General features: G+C 65.8%; 16 protein-coding genes, 2 tRNA genes and 6 pseudogenes. 17 read left to right on the top strand and 7 right to left on the bottom strand.

What is annotated here, in order from left to right; all coding sequences use genetic code 11:
- Positions 1-2: 2 nt before the first annotated feature.
- Positions 3-359 (top strand): annotated as a pseudogene (locus tag LXX_RS13150) (GNAT family N-acetyltransferase); the annotation flags it as partial.
- 208 nt (positions 360-567) lie between these two features.
- Here the strand turns inward: LXX_RS13150 and proC are convergent.
- Entirely contained in the window at positions 568-1416 is an 849-nt protein-coding gene (gene proC, locus LXX_RS00845) for a pyrroline-5-carboxylate reductase (protein WP_041766901.1), read from the bottom strand.
- 22 nt (positions 1417-1438) lie between these two features.
- Here proC and LXX_RS00840 point away from each other — a divergent pair, with 22 nt between their 5' ends.
- The 5 genes from LXX_RS00840 (at position 1439) to LXX_RS00825 (ending at position 4420) form a co-directional block, all read left to right on the top strand.
- Entirely contained in the window at positions 1439-2401 is a 963-nt protein-coding gene (locus LXX_RS00840; RefSeq protein ID WP_011185241.1) for a cation diffusion facilitator family transporter, read from the top strand.
- Positions 2398-2703, top strand: coding sequence for a hypothetical protein (locus LXX_RS00835; protein WP_011185240.1), 306 nt, complete (start codon positions 2398-2400; stop codon positions 2701-2703). Before LXX_RS00840 ends, LXX_RS00835 begins: the two co-directional genes overlap by 4 nt.
- Positions 2704-2861: 158 nt before the next feature.
- Complete coding sequence (locus LXX_RS13955) at positions 2862-3014, top strand: hypothetical protein (RefSeq protein ID WP_011185239.1); 153 nt, start codon at positions 2862-2864, stop codon at positions 3012-3014.
- 93 nt (positions 3015-3107) lie between these two features.
- Complete coding sequence (locus LXX_RS00830) at positions 3108-3989, top strand: hypothetical protein (protein WP_041766898.1); 882 nt, start codon at positions 3108-3110, stop codon at positions 3987-3989.
- A 56-nt stretch (positions 3990-4045) separates the two neighbouring features.
- Positions 4046-4420, top strand: a complete 375-nt coding sequence (locus LXX_RS00825; RefSeq protein ID WP_155806747.1) for a hypothetical protein — start codon at positions 4046-4048, stop codon at positions 4418-4420.
- Here LXX_RS00825 and LXX_RS00820 read toward each other — a convergent pair.
- Entirely contained in the window at positions 4354-4785 is a 432-nt protein-coding gene (locus tag LXX_RS00820; RefSeq protein ID WP_011185237.1) for a nucleoside deaminase, read from the bottom strand. The genes LXX_RS00825 and LXX_RS00820 overlap by 67 nt on opposite strands.
- A gap of 74 nt (positions 4786-4859) precedes the next feature.
- On the opposite strand from LXX_RS00820, the gene upp reads away from it, so the two are divergent.
- The 6 genes and pseudogenes from upp to LXX_RS00790 all read left to right on the top strand — a co-directional run bounded on the left by upp (position 4860) and on the right by LXX_RS00790 (position 7747).
- A complete protein-coding gene (gene upp / locus LXX_RS00815; protein ID WP_011185236.1) occupies positions 4860-5492 on the top strand; it encodes a uracil phosphoribosyltransferase in 633 nt (210 codons plus the stop codon).
- 407 nt (positions 5493-5899) lie between these two features.
- A complete protein-coding gene (locus LXX_RS00810) occupies positions 5900-6601 on the top strand; it encodes a winged helix-turn-helix domain-containing protein (RefSeq protein ID WP_011185235.1) in 702 nt (233 codons plus the stop codon).
- 117 nt (positions 6602-6718) lie between these two features.
- Positions 6719-6997, top strand: a pseudogene (locus tag LXX_RS13145) (leucine zipper domain-containing protein); the annotation flags it as partial.
- A gap of 109 nt (positions 6998-7106) precedes the next feature.
- Complete coding sequence (locus LXX_RS16440) at positions 7107-7574, top strand: M23 family metallopeptidase (protein WP_068981841.1); 468 nt, start codon at positions 7107-7109, stop codon at positions 7572-7574.
- Positions 7565-7636 (top strand) — tRNA-Thr (locus LXX_RS00795). Before LXX_RS16440 ends, LXX_RS00795 begins: the two co-directional genes overlap by 10 nt.
- 37 nt (positions 7637-7673) lie before the next feature.
- Positions 7674-7747: transfer RNA gene (locus LXX_RS00790), tRNA-Met, on the top strand.
- 152 nt (positions 7748-7899) lie between these two features.
- On the opposite strand, the pseudogene LXX_RS15045 reads toward LXX_RS00790, so the two are convergent.
- Positions 7900-8015 (bottom strand): annotated as a pseudogene (locus LXX_RS15045) (tyrosine-type recombinase/integrase); the annotation flags it as partial.
- A 194-nt stretch (positions 8016-8209) separates the two neighbouring features.
- Between LXX_RS15045 and LXX_RS13950 the strand changes: the two are divergent.
- From LXX_RS13950 to LXX_RS00775, 4 genes are all read left to right on the top strand, one after another.
- A complete protein-coding gene (locus LXX_RS13950) occupies positions 8210-8452 on the top strand; it encodes a hypothetical protein (protein ID WP_141692834.1) in 243 nt (80 codons plus the stop codon).
- A 676-nt stretch (positions 8453-9128) separates the two neighbouring features.
- Positions 9129-9359, top strand: coding sequence for an integrase core domain-containing protein (locus tag LXX_RS14720; RefSeq protein WP_050737794.1), 231 nt, complete (start codon positions 9129-9131; stop codon positions 9357-9359).
- Positions 9360-9531: 172 nt separating this feature from the next.
- Positions 9532-9873, top strand: coding sequence for a hypothetical protein (locus tag LXX_RS00780; protein ID WP_041766890.1), 342 nt, complete (start codon positions 9532-9534; stop codon positions 9871-9873).
- Between the two features lie 720 nt (positions 9874-10593).
- Entirely contained in the window at positions 10594-11478 is an 885-nt protein-coding gene (locus LXX_RS00775) for an ROK family protein (protein ID WP_011185234.1), read from the top strand.
- 323 nt (positions 11479-11801) lie between these two features.
- Here LXX_RS00775 and LXX_RS00770 read toward each other — a convergent pair.
- Both LXX_RS00770 and LXX_RS15040 read right to left on the bottom strand, forming a co-directional pair.
- Positions 11802-12800, bottom strand: a pseudogene (locus LXX_RS00770) (IS481-like element ISLxx4 family transposase).
- Between the two features lie 117 nt (positions 12801-12917).
- Positions 12918-13636, bottom strand: a pseudogene (locus LXX_RS15040) (aldo/keto reductase family oxidoreductase); the annotation flags it as partial.
- Here LXX_RS15040 and LXX_RS00760 point away from each other — a divergent pair.
- Positions 13613-15484 (top strand): annotated as a pseudogene (locus LXX_RS00760) (MDR family MFS transporter); the annotation flags it as partial. The pseudogenes LXX_RS15040 and LXX_RS00760 sit on opposite strands and share 24 nt — an antisense overlap.
- Here LXX_RS00760 and LXX_RS00755 read toward each other — a convergent pair.
- Positions 15457-16842 carry a cation:proton antiporter gene (locus LXX_RS00755; RefSeq protein WP_011185232.1) on the bottom strand — a complete coding sequence of 462 codons (1386 nt, stop codon included), beginning with the start codon at positions 16840-16842 and terminating at the stop codon, positions 15457-15459. The pseudogene LXX_RS00760 and the gene LXX_RS00755 sit on opposite strands and share 28 nt — an antisense overlap.
- Before the next feature lie 70 nt (positions 16843-16912).
- Positions 16913-17737, bottom strand: a complete 825-nt coding sequence (locus LXX_RS00750; protein ID WP_041766886.1) for a phosphatase PAP2 family protein — start codon at positions 17735-17737, stop codon at positions 16913-16915.
- Between the last annotated feature and the right edge of the window lie 30 nt (positions 17738-17767).

Below are 17767 nucleotides of genomic sequence, written 5' to 3'. Positions count from 1 at the left end.
GCATGATGACGAACACTCAGCAGCCGCAACGGTTCGAGTTGGAGAGACTCACTTCGGATGCTGCGGGTGAGGTGATGACGTTGCAGCGGGCGGCTTATGCGACCGAAGCGCAGATCTATCACGATCCGTTTCTGCCCGCTCTGACCCAGTCCCTGCCGGACCTTGAGCAGGAGCTCCAAGGACCCGCACTGGGAGCACGCGTCGGCGCGAGGCTTGTGGGCGCCGTCCGGTGGTCGGTTGAGGCTGGCGTCGCGCATATCAGGCGGCTCACAGTCGCGCCCGATATGCAGGGGCGTGGTCTGGGGACGCTGCTGCTCAGGGCCGCCGAGGAGGCCAGCGGCGCGCAGGTCTTCGAGCTCTTCACCGGTCACCTCAGCGAGGCGAACATCCGGCTGTATCAGCGTGAGGGCTATGTACCAGACGCGGCGGGAGGCGCTCCACGACGGCGTCGATCTCATCTTCCTCCGCAAAGAAGTGCCTCGTTCGGCATAACGGCATCGGAGATCGGTCGGTCCCGGCCGATGTCTGAACAACGGTGTGCGGGGTCTGGCCTGATCCGGAAGTCGGTCAGGTGGCGGCAAGTTCGCGGGAGCGGGCGAGGGCGGCGTCGGTGGCGCGGGCGAAGAGGGCGGGGAGGTCAGCGGCGGCGAGGACCCCGATGGCGCGCTCGGTGGTGCCGCCGGGACTGGTGACGCGGCGGCGGAGGTCGGCGGGGTCTTCGCCCGAGGCGACGAGGAGGTCAGCGGCGCCGAGAAAGGTGCCGTTAACAAGGGTGCGCGCCTGCTCGGGTGTGAAGCCTTTCTCGAGGGCGGCGGCGGTGAGGGCCTCGACGAGGAAGAAGACATAGGCGGGCCCGGAGCCGGAGATGGTGCCGAGAGCGTCGAGCTGCGACTCGGGGACGTCGACCACCTCGCCGACGGTCTCGAAGAGGGAGCGGACGAGGGCGAGGTCATCGGGTTCCGAACGGGTGCCGGCGCTGATACCGGTGACGGCCCTGCCGACGACGGCGGGGGTGTTCGGCATCGACCGCACGACAGCCACGGACTCCGGCAGGAGGGACTCGAATGTCGCGGTGGTCACACCGGCGGCGACGCTCACCACGACGGCCCCGGGAGTGAGCGAAGGGGCGATCTCGCGCAGCAGACCGGGGACCATCCCGGGTTTGACGGCCACGACCACGATCTCAGTGCCGGCCACGGCCAGACGGTTGGCGTCCGGGTCGGCCTCAGTGGCGTACGCGGTGACGCCGGGCAGGTCGCCCAACCCTTCGGCGCTGGCAGCAGAGCGATTGGTCGCACGGATGCCGCCGGTCACGGTCACGCCGGGAGCGGTGAGGCCGGACAGGATGGCCCGGCCCATCGACCCGGCGCCAAGCATGGCGATGGTCGGCAGGGTGAGGTTTTGCGTGTCGGTCATGGGGCCATCCTAGGATGAGGCCATGAGCGCATCAGGTGGCACCAGGGCGATCGTCGCGGCCTTCGCCGCCAACCTCGGCATCGCCCTGACGAAGCTCATCGCCTGGCTCTTCTCCGGCTCCTCCTCGATGCTCGCCGAAGGCGTCCACTCGATCGCGGACTGCGGCAACCAGCTGCTCCTGCTGCTCGGCGGCCGGCGGGCCAAGAAGAAGGCGGACCGGAAGCATCCGTTCGGCTATGGCCGGGAGCGCTACGTCTACGCTTTCGTCGTCTCCATCGTCCTGTTCTCCGCCGGTGGGGTGTTCTCGCTCTACGAGGGCGTCGAGAAGCTCACGCACCGGCACTCTCTTGAGAACTCCTGGCTGCCGCTGCTCGTGCTGCTGATCGCGATCGGGCTGGAGTCGTTCTCGCTGCGCAGGGCGATCCACGAGTCGCGACCGCACAAGCAGAGCATATCGTGGCTGCAGTTCATCCGGCGCGCCAAGGCTCCCGAGCTGCCCGTCGTGCTGCTCGAGGACGTCGCCGCGCTCGCGGGTCTGCTGTTCGCGCTGATCGGGATCAGCCTCAGCGTCCTGACGGGCGACGCCGTGTGGGATGCGATCGGCACGCTCCTCATCGGCACGCTGCTGATCGTCGTCGCCCTCGTCCTGGGCTTCGAGACGAAGAGCCTGCTGGTCGGCGAGGGCGCGTCGGACTCGGATGCCGCCGCGATCGAGCGGGCTGTGCTCAGCGGCGGCGAGGTCGAGCGCATCATCCACATGAAAACGCTCTACCTCGGGCCCGACGAACTGCTCTTCGGGGCGAAGGTCGCGATGTCCGGCGAGAGCCGCCTCGCGGACGTCTCGGCGGCGATCGACGCGGTCGAACGGCGGATCCGCGAGGTTGTTCCCGCGGCCCGCGTGATCTACGTCGAACCGGACGTCTGGGTCGACCCGAACGAACGGAATCCCCCCACCGACGCGATCGTCATCAAAGGACTGGAGTGACGAAGACAGCTCTCATCCTGCAGCACAGCCCCAGCATCCACCTCGGCAACATCGGCCCGGTGCTCACAGAGCACGGCTACGACCTGTGCGTGATCGACGCGACGCGGACGGATGTTGCGGCGATCGACCCGACGGAGGCCGATCTCGTCGTGGTCCTCGGCGGCGAAAAGGCCGCTTACCAGTCGGAGGAGTTCCCGTTCCTCGCGGCCGAGCAGCCGCTGCTGCGCGTAGCTGGACGGGACCTCACCCAAAACGACGAGCGGCACACTGCAATAGCACACATTGCGATGGCAGTCGTTTGACGTCAGCCTAGGATCGCTCCGTGCGAAATCGAAGCCCTTTTCTTCGCGCGCTGGTTTTCAGCGTACCGCTCTTCGCGCTGATGGTCGTCCTCTCCACCCTTTGCGTCTTCGACTAGCCATTCGGGAGCGCGTCGGTCAGTTCATACGACACATCGGGGATGACCGTGGAGGCCCCGCCACCGGCAATCGGGCGTCCGCTCATCTGGTTCGGGATGCGGGTGCTGGCCTTCGCGATGGTCTATTCGGCCGTTCTCTGTGCGATGGCCTTCATCCGCAAGTGGCGGAACGGCGACCCCGCGATGCGGCGCTGACTCATCATCTCGGCGGTCTATTTCGGCCTGTGCATCCTCCTGCTTCTTCTCATCTGGCCGGGTTACTGGCAGTACGACTCCTATCGCGTCGTCTTGAAGGCGCAGGAGAACTGGATCCAGACCTGGCAGAACCTGCTGACGTCTGTGTTCTTCACAACGAGCATGATCATCATCCCGTCCCCGATCGCGCCGATCGTCGTCCAGGTCCTGGTTGGATCCGTTGTCGTGGGCTGGCTAACCGCCCGCACAGCGGACCTGTTGCGGCGGTCCTGGCTCGGCTCTGCGATGGTTCTGCCCTTCCTCCTCCCGCCGATCCTGCTCTACAACATGCTTCCGCTGAGAACGACGATCCTGCTCTACATCGAGATCGCGATCCTGTTCCGGCTCCTCCTCAAGCTGCGTCCGGAACTCCTGACGAACAGGTACCGGGAGTTCGTCCTGCTGACGGTGGCGATCGTCGTCGTGGCCTTCTGGCGCTCAGAGAACCTCCTCTACCTCCTCATCCCGTACGCGGCCGTCTCCCTGCGGATCTTCCGCCGCGACCCTGGCAGCAGTCGACGCGCGCTCGCGACCGCGCTGGTGATCGCCGCAGGGTTCTCAGGGGCGATGGCCGGAGTGAACGTCGTGCTGGCCAACTCGAAATACCTGATGACCGCGACCATGAATCCGCTTTCCGTGATGCTCGCCGGCAACCTGGGCGGACCGCACCTCGAAGCGAACCTGGCCGCGATCGATCGATCGACCTCTCCATCCTCCGGAAGTACCCGGACCCGCTGGACATCACGGCGATGTGGGAGAGCGAAGGCGCGGTTCTCCGCGACGGGTACCGAGAGAATGCCGGTGCGTTCCAGCGGGCGTACCTCTCACTCATCCGAGAGAACCCGGGAGTGTTCCTCGAGGCCAGGATGCAGACCTTCGTCGCGACGAATTCGCTGGGCGGCATCCCGTCGGCCGAGGTCAGAGGCAAAGAGATGATCGCTTGCGCGACATGCCATGCCGAACTCCCCGCGATCATCGATCGCTCGCCTGAGATGGCAGCGATCGATCAGGACACGCGTGTCGCGGTCGTCCGTGCCTTCCTGCTCGTCGACGCGAACAATCAGGATGTCCCCGGCGGCCAGATCGTGTGGAACGTCATCCCGGCGCTCGGGCTCCTCCTCCTGCTCTTCGCCGGCGCCCTCGTCCGCCGAAAGCTGTTCGTCGCCGCCATCGCTGCGGGGCTTCTCGCTCGCACCGCGATCGTGTTCGCGACAGCCCCGGCGACATTCTTCATGTACTACCAGTCGACCTACGCGATCGCCTTCGCACTAGCCGTCTTCGTCGCCGTGTACTGGATCGATCAGCGCTTGGCCTCGAAGAAGGCCAGCAGCAGCGCACGGCACTCCTCCGCCAGCACCCCCGCGTAGACCTCGGACCGGGCGGGCAGCCGGCGGTCGCGCAGGATGTCGTACAGCGACCCCGCCGCCCCCGCTTTCTCGTCCCACGCCCCGAACACCACCGTCGTGACGCGTGCCCCCAGGATGGCGCCCGCGCACATCGCGCAGGGCTCGAGGGTGACGACGAGCGTACACCCTTCCAGATTCCAGTCCGCGCGGGAGGATGCCGCCTCGCGCAGGGCGAGCACTTCCGCGTGCGCGGTCGGGTCGCGGAGCAGTTCGCGCTCGTTGCGTCCCGTTCCGATGACCCGCTCACCGGCATCCACCACGAGGGCGGCCACGGGCACGTCGCCGGTCGCGGCAGCGCGGGCTGCGTCGGCGAGGGCGCGCCGCATCCACTCCTCGTACGCGGCGGGGACAGGCAGGGGCACGGGCTTCCTCCCGGGGGTGTTCGGCTACCCTTGAGCCTATGCGAGTGCATGTTGCGGACCACCCCCTGATCACTCACAAACTCTCTGTGCTCCGCAACAAGGAGACACCGGCTCCGACATTCCGGGCGCTCACGGAAGAGCTCGTGACCTTGCTCGCCTACGAGGCGACGCGCGCGGTCCGGGTCGAGCCCGTCGAGATCGAGACGCCGGTCACCTCCACGAGGGGGGTGACCATCAGCGAGCCGCGGCCTCTGGTCGTCCCCATCCTGCGCGCCGGGCTCGGGATGCTGGAGGGCATGGTGAGCCTCATGCCGACCGCCGAGGTCGGGTTCCTCGGCATGGCCCGCAATGAGGAGACGTTCGAGCCGACCACTTACGCCGAGCGCCTCCCGATGGACCTCTCCGAACGCCAGTGCTTCGTGCTCGACCCGATGCTCGCCACCGGCGGCTCGCTCGGCGCGGCGATCGACTTCCTCTTCAAGCGCAATGCGGTGGATGTCACCGCCATCTGCATCCTCGCGGCCCCAGAGGGCCTGGCGGCGCTGGAGAAGGCGACGGAGGGGCGGGATGTGACCATCGTCCTGGGGGCGCTGGACGAGCGCCTCAACGAGAACGGCTACATCGTTCCCGGCCTGGGCGACGCCGGGGACCGGTTGTACGGCACCGTTTAGGTGTACTCGGTCGCCGGGGGTGGGCACACCCTGCCGTAACGATTTGACACCGCAAGTCACAAGACGGTTTACTTCTCACCATGATGGACAACTCGCGTACCCTGACCTCCTTCGAGGCCCTTGGGGATGCCGGCATGATGATGGCCGGCCGCGAATCCGTCATGCATTGCCGAATGTGTCGCTGACCTGACGACCCTTTCGCCGAGCGGTCGCCCTCCGACGTGTACCGCGCGTCGACGCCGGGCAGAGCTCCCCGGGCGCGCCACACGAACGCACCCGCGCATCCGTCCCCTTCTGAACGGGGACATCTCGTAACACCGGAAAACCCCGGGCCTCCGCCGCCACGAATCGCGGAACTCGTCGTACCGGGAACCGGCACATCATCGTCATCCGAAGGACTCCCTCCCATGTCTCTCGCCACCCTCGACACTCTCCGACCCACCGCACAGCCCGCCGCTGCCGCCCCCGCCCCGCGCATCCGCGCCGTGCCGGAGGGCACCGAGGCCCGCGGCTTCGTCCTCTACGTCGGCATCGACGAGCTGAAGGCCGCTTCCGCCGGCACCGACCTCGGCCGCATCGTGGAGGCGCTGAAGCAGCTGACCGCGGAACTGGCGCCCGAGTCCGAGACCTACGCCGCCGTCGCCCTGGCCCCGGCCGGCGCAGGCGGGCGCGATGTGGATGTCGTGCGCCTCGCCCTGCAGGACCCATCCGCCATCGCCAAGCACCGCCACACCAGAGCGGCGGACGAGGACGAGGACGAGGACCGCGCTTCCTCCGGTGTGGTCATCGACATCTCCCGCAAGCGCCTGGTCCTCGACAACCAGGCGGTCGCGCTCACATACAAGGAGTTCGAGCTACTGCAGTACTTGGTCCTGCGCAAGGGCCGCACGATCGAGCGCGCGGAGCTCATCTCCTCGCTCTGGGCCGCCGCCGACGAGGACGAGGTGCCCAACGAACGCACCATCGACGTCCACATCCGTCGGCTGCGCTCAAAGCTCGGCCGCTACGAGGACATCGTGCGCACCGTGCGCGGGGTGGGCTACCGCTTCGACCGGCGCGCGGACGTCTCCATCCGCCACGCGAGCGCGCCGTCGCCCGACCTCTTCTAGGTGTGATGTCCAGGGGGGTTGTTTCGGCGATACGGTCGTGAGGAGTTGAGGGGCGAGGGCCTCCGGTTGTGAAGTGGAGCTGTTCAGTTCAACCGCTTCACGATCCAGGAGGCCTTCGTGTCCCACGTTAACGCTGCTCTCACACCGCGCGCTCGTCTGCGCCTTGCCAGGCTCATCGTCGAGGACCATTGGCTGGTCTCCGTCGCAGCGAAGATGTTTATGGTCTCGCCCGTTACCGCGCGGAAATGGGCGGCGAGGTTCCGCGCCGAAGGCACGGGAGGGATGACCGACCGGTCTAGCCGCCCACGATCGATGCCAACGCGGACGCCGTTGCCCGTGCTCAAGCGGATCGTGCGGGCGAGGTGGCGACGACGCCTGGGGCCGGTGCAGATCGCCGATCTGTACTCGATGCGGATTACCGACACCTTCACGAACGAACCGGACGGCGCCGACCGCTGGGGCGTCCAGCAACCACCTCGGTGTCGATTTCACCCCGGGTGCGGGCGTGCCGATTCGGATCGTCGCGGACGGGGTGGTGCGCGATGTGGTCACGCGCGGCGATGGCTGCGGCGTGAACGTGACGATCGACCACACGATCGGCGGCAAACTCGTCAGCAGCAAGTACTGCCACATGCAGACGGGGTCCGTGCGGGTCTCCGTGGGTCAGCAGGTGACGGTCGGAGAGATCGTCGGTCTCGTGGGCAACACCGGCGTCTCGACCGGCGCCCACCTCCACCTTGAGATCCGCCTCGACGGGACCGGCTCGGTCGGACCCCTACGCCTGGCTCAAAGCCAACGCCTCCTAGCGGGCGCTGCACCTTCGCTGTCCGGTCCGCCAGGTCGGCAGTCCCCTCGCGTGACGAGGGCCGATGCTGGAACGGAGGTGGTCCGAGCCCCTCCCTCCGGGATGCTATTCTCTTACGGTTGCCGAAAACGTCCCCGCCCTGGCCAGGACGCGGCTGCGCCCCCTTAGCTCATTGGTAGAGCACTTCCTTGGTAAGGAAGAGGTAGTGGGTCCGATTCCCACAGGGGGCTCCGTCTCCCCGATCACCTTGCGATCGCAGGAGACCGCGGCGGGGTAGCTCAGGTGGTTAGAGCACACGGCTCATAATCGTGGTGTCGCGGGTTCGAGTCCCGCCCTCGCTACAGACCAGTGATTTACTGGGGACGGCGATCCGAGAGGGTCGCCGTTTTCTTTTGTCTGGTCTTTTTGCCCACATTTTGCCCACACGTGAAAATTCCGCTGCTTTGTCGAGCGCGATCGCAACGGCATCGAGGTCGTCGAACAGATCGGCTTAGGTATCGAGCGTCATCGCCGCTGAGGCATGCCCGAGCATCTTTTGCACCGCTTTCACAGTGGCTCTGGCGAGATGACCAGGCTCGCAGCCGTATGCCGCAGGTCGTGGATCGTCATGGGCGGAAGGTTAGCGGATCGGAGCGCCTGGTCATACCAAGAGTTCTCGCGAATAGTCGGCGTGAACATGAATCCGCCCGCGGGTGTGGAGAACACCATGATTCGCCCTGGGTTTGGTTTCGGTATTTGGATTTGTGAGAGTTGGAACGAGGGCAAGGATCTACACACTTGATTTCTGGAAGCGAGTATTACGTTTGGTGGTCGAAGTGTGCTCTGGTCGTTCGTCTGGTTGGGTTGTGCTGGCGCATTTTTTTGGCAAGTTCGGCGTGAGTCCAGAGGCGTTTCGGAATTGGGCTCGCAAAGCAGAGATCGACGTGGGTGAGAGATCCGGTGCGATCAGTGGAGCACGTATGGAGATTTACCGGTTGAAGAAGCATGTGGGTGAGTTGGAAGGTGTGAACGAGATATTGTGGGCGGTGTCGGTGCTTTTCGCGTAGGAACTCGATTGTCTCGTGACGCGATGATCCGGTTTGTCACCGAGCATCGGGATCGTTTCGGGGTCGAGGCCGTTGCGCGAAACTGCGTCTGACAACTAAGCGTGTTCCACGGCTTCCAACAGCTCGCGCCATAGATGCTTCAGGTGGCGAAGAGGCAGAAACTCACCTGCACGTTGGCCGATTGTGCTGCCCGCTTCGTGAAGAAGCTTGCCAAGCTGCCAGTGCGGTTATGGAGATCGCGTGGTGACGGGAGAGCCACGGCAGAAGAACTGCTGCAACGATCATGCACCAAATGACCGGGATTCCGAATCCAAGGAGCGCAAGAAAGAAGTTGATTCCGAATGCGGTGGCGATCACAGCAACGAGAATCGCCAGCCCAATCGAGAGCATGGAAACGAATGCTGCTGCGGTGAACGGGCTAACGTGGCGTTGTCTTATGAACCTCAGCGTGGCAAGTCCGACGATCAGGGTTCCTGCCGCAAGGGGGCCGATACCGATCAGCGTGTAGGTACTGGCAACAGTGAGCGTGTTGGTTGGCGGTGGGAGCAGGAGCGCGGTCGAGCGCTCCGGTCAGCAGACCGACCCCCGTCCCGGCGAGCATGCCGAGAACGGTGTAGGCGGGGCACGCATCATTCGGGTCATGGGTCGAAGTACATGGCGGTGGTCTACACCGATCGTGCGCATCGTCGTGCTCGGCGCGATGCCGTCGACGGGAACGGTTGGAGACAGCTATGAAAGCGCTCTGGTCGAGGCCGTCAATGGCCTTTACAAAACGGAGTTGATCCGCAGGCAAGGTCCCCAGCGAATCATCGAGCAGGTCGAACTGGCAACCCTCGAATACGTGTGGTGGTGGAACGACCAGCGCTTCCACGGAGAACTCAGCATACGCACCCCGATAGAGGCCTAAAAATCCCACTACACCGAAACTGAATAACCCTTAAGAGGAACCGTTTCTCAAGACTCCCAACAGGAACCAAACCCAGGGCGAATCACACCGCACACTCCCTGACGGCCCTCGGTGGGGTGCGCGGTCTGGTCTGACGATTAGGGATTGACGTGCATCGAGTATTGGTAAGAGCATGAGCGCGCAGCTTTTGCTGCGGTTCAACCGGAACGGCCACGACCCTGGGGAAAGGGCGGAGGCTGGGTGCCGGAGTGATTACGGAAGAAAGGTTCTGATGATGTCTTTCAAGAGGTTTGTCAGGTTGGCGGTGGTCGCGATTCCCGCGCTCGCTGTTCTAATGACAGGGGTGATCGTCGCCCCTGCCGCCAACGCCAAATCGAACTACCGTGTCTGTGGGGTGTGGAATAGTTCTTCAATTGACGGGTGGATAGGCACGGGTTTGGTTGTGAAAATCTACAAGAACGATTACAACTTTGATACTTGTTTCGTAAAGATCGACTACATGATCAATCACTAAGCTGAGGCGTACACTGGGTCGTCTGCAGTATACAGGTTCACCATGAAAACATGTGAAGATTTTTCCTTTGAAATCGGCTATGTGGGTGACCCGTGCTTTTCTATGACGGTGAATAAGATTTATAAGCAAACGTCACAGTGTGACGCAAACTATCCCGTGTTGAATCCTACCGTTACTTTTTGGAGAAATTGATTAGGAGGCGCTCCTGGTGGTCGAAAGATCAGCCTTTTCTTCGGCCGATCGAGCGCCTTCCTCGGCTTCGTCCTCGTGCTGCCGCAGATCATCCAGGCCCTCGGCCTGCCCCTCATCTCGAAGGTCTACCTGTGGCTGATCGGCTTCGCCACACACCCGGGAACGCCGAAACCGCCGCGCCCACGCAACCCAATGCGTGGGCGCGGCCTTTCGTCGTCCCCGGGCGAACCCCGTCCCACGCGTTGGGTCATATCCGACCACACATGCGGTCGCGTAAGATCCAAACCCGGTCAGGTGTGCTTCTTCTTCGAAGGGTAAACAGACCACTCTCGTCACCATCGGTGGCAGCGTGTGACACCGTCCGCGCAACGGTGTGCGATGGGCCCTCCTGGCTCGGCCAGCCAACCGGGGAGAGGTCTCCTCGTCGGTCCGCCGTTCGGCGACCGAGTGCCGACGCGGGCTGCGAGTCGGCTACCGTTCACTAGGGACGGCGGATCCGCCGCTGGGACAAGGGAGGATGGTGGACCGATGATCGCGGGTATCGAGACCGGAGGGACGAAGATCGTCTGCGGCGTTGCGGAGCGGGGGAATCCGGCCGAGCCCGCACAGACTCGGCGGTTCCCCACGACCACACCCGGGGAGACGCTCGGCCGCATCGCCGACTTCCTCCGCGAGGTCGGTCCTGTCGAAGCCGTGGGGGTGGCCTCCTTCGGACCGGTCGACGCCGATCCGTCCTCGTCTCGGTTCGGCTGGGTGACCTCGACCCCGAAGCCGGGCTGGGCCGATACGGACGTGCTCGGCGCGGTGCGCTCCGCCGCGAACGCACCGGTTGCGTTCGTCAGCGATGTCACCGGCGCCGCCATCGGCGAATTCCGCGCCGGAGCCGGGCAGGGCGCCCGCAATCTCGGCTACACGACCATCGGCACGGGCGTCGGCGTCGGGCTCATCCTGGACGGCCGCCCGGTGACGGGGAACGGCTGGCCGGAGCTGGGGCATCTTCTCGTGCGGCGCCACCCCGCCGATCGGTTCGCGGGCAACTGCCCATACCACGGCGACTGCCTCGAAGGGCTGACCGCCGGGCCGGCCGTCAGTGCCCGGTGGGGGGCCGACGCGTCCTCGTTCTCCACCGATCTGCGCGACGAAGCGTTCGACATCCTGGCCTACTACATCGCACAGCTCGCGGTGACGACGGTGTTCACCCTGGGACTCGACCGGATGGTGCTGGGCGGTGGCGTGATGCTCGCACCCGGGCTGCTGGAGCGGACCCGGCCGGCTCTGTCTGCCATCGCGGGTGGCTACGGGCCGCCGCAACTGGCCTCGGGCGACCCCCGCGATCTGCTCGTCGCCCCGGCCCTCGAGTGCGCCTCCGGACTCGTGGGGGCGCTGAGCCTCGCTGCGGACCTCGTGGCCTGACGCTCGGGTGCGAGCGCCTCGTGGCTGGCGGAACTCGCCGCTTTCGGGGTCCGCATCATGATCGCGGCTCCTTGGGCTGACCCCACGGGTTCACCATCGCCGGGCGCTGTTCGGGAAGCCGAAATCCTTGCACTGTCGGGGGATCGTCCTGGCGATCTTCTGCGAATCGGGGACAGTCGGGGCGGATTGTCCACAATGAGTAATAAATTTTGTATCAGGCATGTACAGCATGGACAAAACCGAGTGCCGTGGAAACATCCGGCTCTCCGTAACGGACAGGAGACCTGAACGGGTACAGGACCTGTCCGGTCCGTGTATGCGGCCTAGGTGTGATGTCCAGGGAGGTTGTTGTCGATTCTGCTAATGGGTGGGGCTCTGATGGCGGAGTGGTGCTGGTGATGATTGTAGAAGTGGGGCCAGCCGGGGAGTGCTTCTCGTCGTTCGGCCTCTGAACCATAGAACCGGGCGTAGGCCCAGCCGTCGGCGAGTGTGCGGTGGAAGCGTTCGATCTTCCCGTTGGTCTGTGGTCGGTATGGTCGGGTCTTCTTCGCCCTGATCCCGAGCTCTGTGCAGGCGTCTCGCCAGGCGTAGGACTTGTAGGCGGAGCCGTTGTCCGAGAGGACGAGTTCGACGCTGACATCCCGGTCGGCGAACCAGGCGACAGCACGCCGCAGGACACCGATCGCGGTGTCCGCCTTCTCGTCGGAGCAGATCTCGGCGTAGGCGACGCGGGAGTGGTCGTCGATGATCGTGTAGACGAACGCGGTGCCCAACCGTGGCTCGTAGCGGTGGTTCCTGCTCTTCGTGCGGGTGGCGGTCGCTTCCCGGTTGCGTTCGCCCTGGACGCGGCCGACGAATCGTCAGCCGCCGCCGTTGGGGATGTTGCCGAACTTCGTCACGTCGACATGGATCAGCGATCCAGGGTGGTCGTGCTCGTAGCGACGGATCGGCTCGCCCGTGACCCGATCAATGGTGCAGAGCCGGTTGATGCGGCAGCACACCAGGACGGCGTGGACGGTCGAGGCGGGAAGGCCAAGCTCGCCGGCGATCTGCACCGGCCCCAGGCGTCGTCGCCACCTCGCCCGCACGATCCGCTTGAGCACGGGCAACGGCGTCCGCGTTGGCATCGATCGTGGGCGGCTAGACCGGTCGGTCATCCCTCCCGTGCCTTCGGCGCGGAACCTCGCCGCCCATTTCCGCGCGGTAACGGGCGAGACCATAAACATCTTCGCTGCGACGGAGACCAGCCAATGGTCCTCGACGATGAGCCTGGCAAGGCGCAGACGAGCGCGCGGTGTGAGAGCAGCGTTAACGTGGGACACGAAGGCCTCCTGGATCGTGAAGCGGTTGAACTGAACAGCTCCACTTCACAACCGGAGGCCCTCGCCCCTCAACTCCTCACGACCGTATCGCCGAAACAACCCCCCTGGACATCACACCTAGAAGAGGGTGTGACCGGCGGCCCGGAACAGGCGATACCACTCTTCCCGGGTCAGCGGCAGGTCGGAGCCGGCCGCCGACTCGGCGACACGTCCGGCGTCGGTGGTGCCGAGCACGACCTGCATCCGGGCGGGGTTACGGGTGATCCAGGCGACGCGACGGCGACACCGATCGGGGTGACGCCGTACCGGGCGGCCAGGTCGTCCAGTGCGTCGTTCAGCTCGGCGTAGTGCTCACGGTCGCCCAGGAAGACACCGTCGAAGAAGCCCTTCTGGAACGGCGACCACGCTTGCAGCGTGATGTCGTTCAGCCGGGCGTAGTCGAGGATGCCGTTGTCGCGGTCGGCGGACTGGTCGAGGCCGGCCATGTTGGCGGCGACGCCCTGCGCGATGATCGGCGCGTGCGTGAGGCTCAGCTGCACCTGGTTCACCAACAGCGGCTGCCGCACCCAGCGCTTCAGCAGTTCCACCTGGCCGGGCGTGTGGTTGGAGACGCCGAACGCCCGCACCTTGCCCGACTCCTCAAGCCGGTCGAACGCCGCCTCGACCTCCTCCGGCTCGACGAGCGTGTCGGGCCGGTGCAGCAGCAGGATGTCGAGGTAGTCGGTGTTCAGGGCCGCGAGCGACTCGTCGACAGTCGTCAGAATGTGCTCGCGCGAGAAATCGAAGAAACCGTCCCGGATGCCCGCCTTGGACTGGATGACGACCTGCACGGCCTCAGCCAGCAGGCCTGGGTGACCACGGCTCACCTCATCGTCTCCACGATCGCGACCCCGATCTACGGCAAGCTGTCCGACATCTTCGGCCGTCGCCCGCTGTTCATCTTCGCCATCGTCGTCTTCATCCTCGGGTCGTTCGCGGCCTCCTTCTCGAATTCGATGATCAAGCTGGCCGCATTCCGCGCGATCCAGGGCCTCGGCGCCGGCGGCCTGATGTCGATGCCGCTCGCGATCATGGGCGATATGCTCGCCCCGCGCGAACCGCGCCAAATACCAGGGCTACTTCCTCGCCGTCTTCGGCGTCTCCTCGCTGATCGGCCCCCTGGTCGGCAGCCTCTTCGCCGGCGCCGACCAGATCCTCCGGATCGCCGGCTGGCGCTGGGTGTTCCTCATCAATGTGCCGATCGGCATCCTCGCGCTGTTCATGGTGATCCGCTTCCTGCACCTGCCGAAGAACGCACCCGCATCGGTGCGCATCGACTGGTGGGGCGCCGCCGCGGTCATCGTCGCCCTGGTCCCGCTGCTGGTGGTGGCCGAAGAGGGCCGCAACTGGGGCTGGGACAGCGCTGGTGCGATCGCCTTCTACGCGATCGGCGCCATCGGCATCCTCGCGTTCATCCTCATCGAGCTGGGAATGAAGGACGATGCGCTCATCCCGCTGACGCTGTTCCGCTCCTCCACCTTCTCGATGGCGACCGTCATGGGCGTGTTCGTCGGCTTCGGGATGTTCGGGGCGATGCTGACCATCCCGCTCTACCTGCAACTCGTGCTCGGCGCGAACCCGACCGAGTCCGGCCTCCAGATGCTGGCGATGATCCTCGGCCTCATGATCTCCTCGATCGCCTCCGGCCAGATCATCAGCCGCACCGGCCGCTACCGGCAGTTCCCGATCATCGGAACGGCGATGCTCGCGGGCGGCTTCCTGTACCTGACGTTCCTCGAGTACGACAGCTCGTACTGGTTCATGGCGGGCGCAATGCTCCTCATCGGCCTTGGACTCGGCCAGCTGATGCAAACGCTCACGATCGCCAGCCAGAACTCGGTCGGCCCGAAGGACATCGGCGTCGCGACCAGCGCCTCCACATTCTTCCGCCAGATCGGCGGAACGCTGGGAACTGCGGTGCTGCTCTCCCTGCTGTTCACGGTTTTCCCGACGAACCTGCAAAACTCACTCGCCACCACGTCGACCCTGTCTAACGCCCTCGACGCCACCCTCGACCCCTCGGTGGCGAACGCCCCGGCGAACAAGGGAATCATGGACAAGATCTACAACCGGATCGTGGAACCGCTTGAGAAGAACGCCCAGGCAGGGGCGCGCGCAGCGGGCGTGAAGCAGCTCGTCGCGCAGGGCGTCCCGCTGGACATCGCCGAGCAGAAGGTCCCGGCCGCGCCGATCGATTTCTCGAACGCCGAAGCGCGCAAAACCGTGGTCGAGAGCGCTGTGCCCGAGGTCCAAGCACAGCTCAAGAAATCCTCTGCGAGCAGCGCGAACACCTCGGAGATCGACGACACCTCCTTCCTCACCAAGGCCGACCCGCGGCTCTCGAAGCCGTTCCTCCGAGGCTTCAACGCCTCGGCGGTCACGGTCTACTGGGTCGGGCTCATCGTCGTGCTGATCGCCTTCGCTCTGTCGCTGTTCTTCCGGACCCCGCCTTGCGGGCCAAATCGGCGCTGCAGGAAGCCTCGGACGCCCAAGCCGAGAAGAACGCGACCGAACGCGAACAGGAGGAGCAGGCGGATACCGGCGTCCTCGCGAACCGCGCCGCGGAGACGTTCGGTGCGCTGGTCGAGCCCGGTGCCGACACCGCCTCGGTGCGCGCTCAGCGCCCACAGACGGCAGGCGAGTAGCCCGCCGAGCGCTCACGATGGCCGCCGTCCGGGAGCCGCCGCAGAACGAGCGGCGCCACGACACCGTGCAGCAGGATGCTGCCCACCACGGTGAGCGCCGTCACGCTCAGGATGCTCTTTCCGTCCCCCTCCGGCAGCTGGTTGAAGGCGAGGAGGCCGAACACGATCGACGTGGTGCCCCGCGGCCCGATCAGCCCGAGAAAAGTGCGATCGCGCCAGCCGAGCGGTGAGCCGAGCATCGCGAGGAAGACCGGCAGCGCCCGGAAGACCGTGAGCGCCAGCAGCGCGATGACCACCAGCCGCCCGTCGATCCCCGCCACGGTCACAGCAGTCATCATCCCGCCCAGGATGAACCAGACGAAGTTGGCCGCGACCGTGCTCGCCTCCTCCACCAGCAGCAGTTCCTCGTTCGGCACCGAGCGCATCCCGCTCTTCCGCATCCGGGCCACGCGGAAGACGACACCAGCCACGAACGCCGCGACGAACCCGTTGGCGCCGATGCCGGGCAGCGTCGCGACGCCGAACGCGAGCAGCGGTGCGAGCAGCGTGACGAACCGGATACCGGTGGCGTCCGCCCAGCCGCGGCGGGATGTCCAGTGGGTGAGGAACCCGAGCGCTCCGCCGACGACCAGGCCGACGACGATCGCGAAGACCGTGGCGGGGACTGCTCCCAAGAACGCCTGCAGGAAGTCCGCGATGCCCTTCTCGAGGTGCTTCCCGTCCACCCCGGCCTCGTTCCCCGTGTCGACGATGCGGATGAGGGCGGGCAGAGCGACGGCGACGGCCAGCGACATCCCGAACACCGGTGAGATCAGGCCGTCGTTGTAGCCGCTCTCGACGTTGAGGATGCGGCGCACGCGGGCCGGGATGAGCTGCGAGCGCAGGAGGGCCGTCACCGGAGCGAAGTCGATGGGCATCACGATGCAGGCGATGACGACAAGCACGAAGATCCCGGTCGTGGGCAGCAGCCACGCCCCGACGACCACCAGCAGCGCGAGCGAGAGCGGCAGCGCGATGAGCACCAGCCGCACGAGAGAGCGGCCTTTGCCGCCGAAGAGACCGCCACGCACCTCGCAGGCGTCCACGAAGAGCAGAACCGCCAGGATCAGCTCCACGACGCGCTCGGCGATGTCGCTGTCGATGGCCGCCGTGAACGCGGGCACATCGACGAGGACGACGATCGCCCCGAGCGCGGCGAGCGCGGCCGGGCCGGCGATGCCGGTGCGCTCGAAGCGGCGCGCGACGAGAGACCAGAGAACGACAGCGGCGAAACCGATGAGGACGATGACGGGCACTCGGACCTCCGTTCCGGTGAGCGCCCCGCCCGGCCGGGAGGGCTGCGAACCCCAGTCTGTCACCGAGCGGACTCCGCAGTCGTGCTCATCGCCCGTGTTCGGGGCCGCCCGGGGGCGCTGCCCCGCCAGCAGATCAGGCCAGCGCGCGATAGAGCCGGTTCCCGACGACGGCGATGAGGAATCCCGTCGTCACGATCGCAGCGACGCTACCGGCGTAGGCGATGAACAGGTGCTCCGAGCCCGCCTGCGCCGAGAAGTAGGTCGCGGCCAGCGCAATGACCGCGGCGACCGCACAGACCACGGCGATCGAGAGCAGCGGCAACAGCTTCGAGCGTACGGGCGGGTCGGCCGGAGGAAGCCGTAGCACCGCGAGGACGACCCCGGCGACGCACCCCCAGAAGGCGATCACCAGCATCGCGGCCACCACATCGCTCGGCCGGTGCCACTGCTCGACCAGTGTCGAAGCACCGGCGACGATCGTGAAGACCGAACCGATAACGGCCGCGAGGGGCCGGTATGCTGGGGCGGTGACGAGGAACACCACCAGCGCGGCCGAACCGGCGACGGAGGTGTGACCGGAGGGCAGGGAGTTGGCGAGGCCGATGTCCACACCCTTCTCCAGACGGGACAGGATGGCGTACTTCAGCACCTGCGTACACACATTGGCCGCCAGCGCGGCGCCGACAGCCACGGCGAAAACCGTGCCGTTGCGTCGGACGGCCACGATGGCGATCGCGGTCACAACCCCGATGACGACGGCCACGACCGGCAGGACCTCCAGAAAGGTGGAGGCGAATTCGATCAGATCGCCCTTCCAGACATCCGCCCCGGTGAAGGCGCTCTCATCGATCACCTGGCCGATGTAGCTGCGGACGAACAGGAGATAGACGCCGGCGAATGCGACCGCGCATCCGAGTGCGCCCACGAGGAAAGGCAGGACGCGAAGCTTAGTTCGCATAGTCACCCACCCTCCCACAGGCGGACCGTG

Source organism: Leifsonia xyli subsp. xyli str. CTCB07 (assembly GCF_000007665.1).
Classification (GTDB): Bacteria; Actinomycetota; Actinomycetes; order Actinomycetales; family Microbacteriaceae; genus Leifsonia; species Leifsonia xyli_C.
Note: the sequence above shows the minus strand (reverse complement) of the source record. Positions and strands in the feature narration are given on the sequence as shown.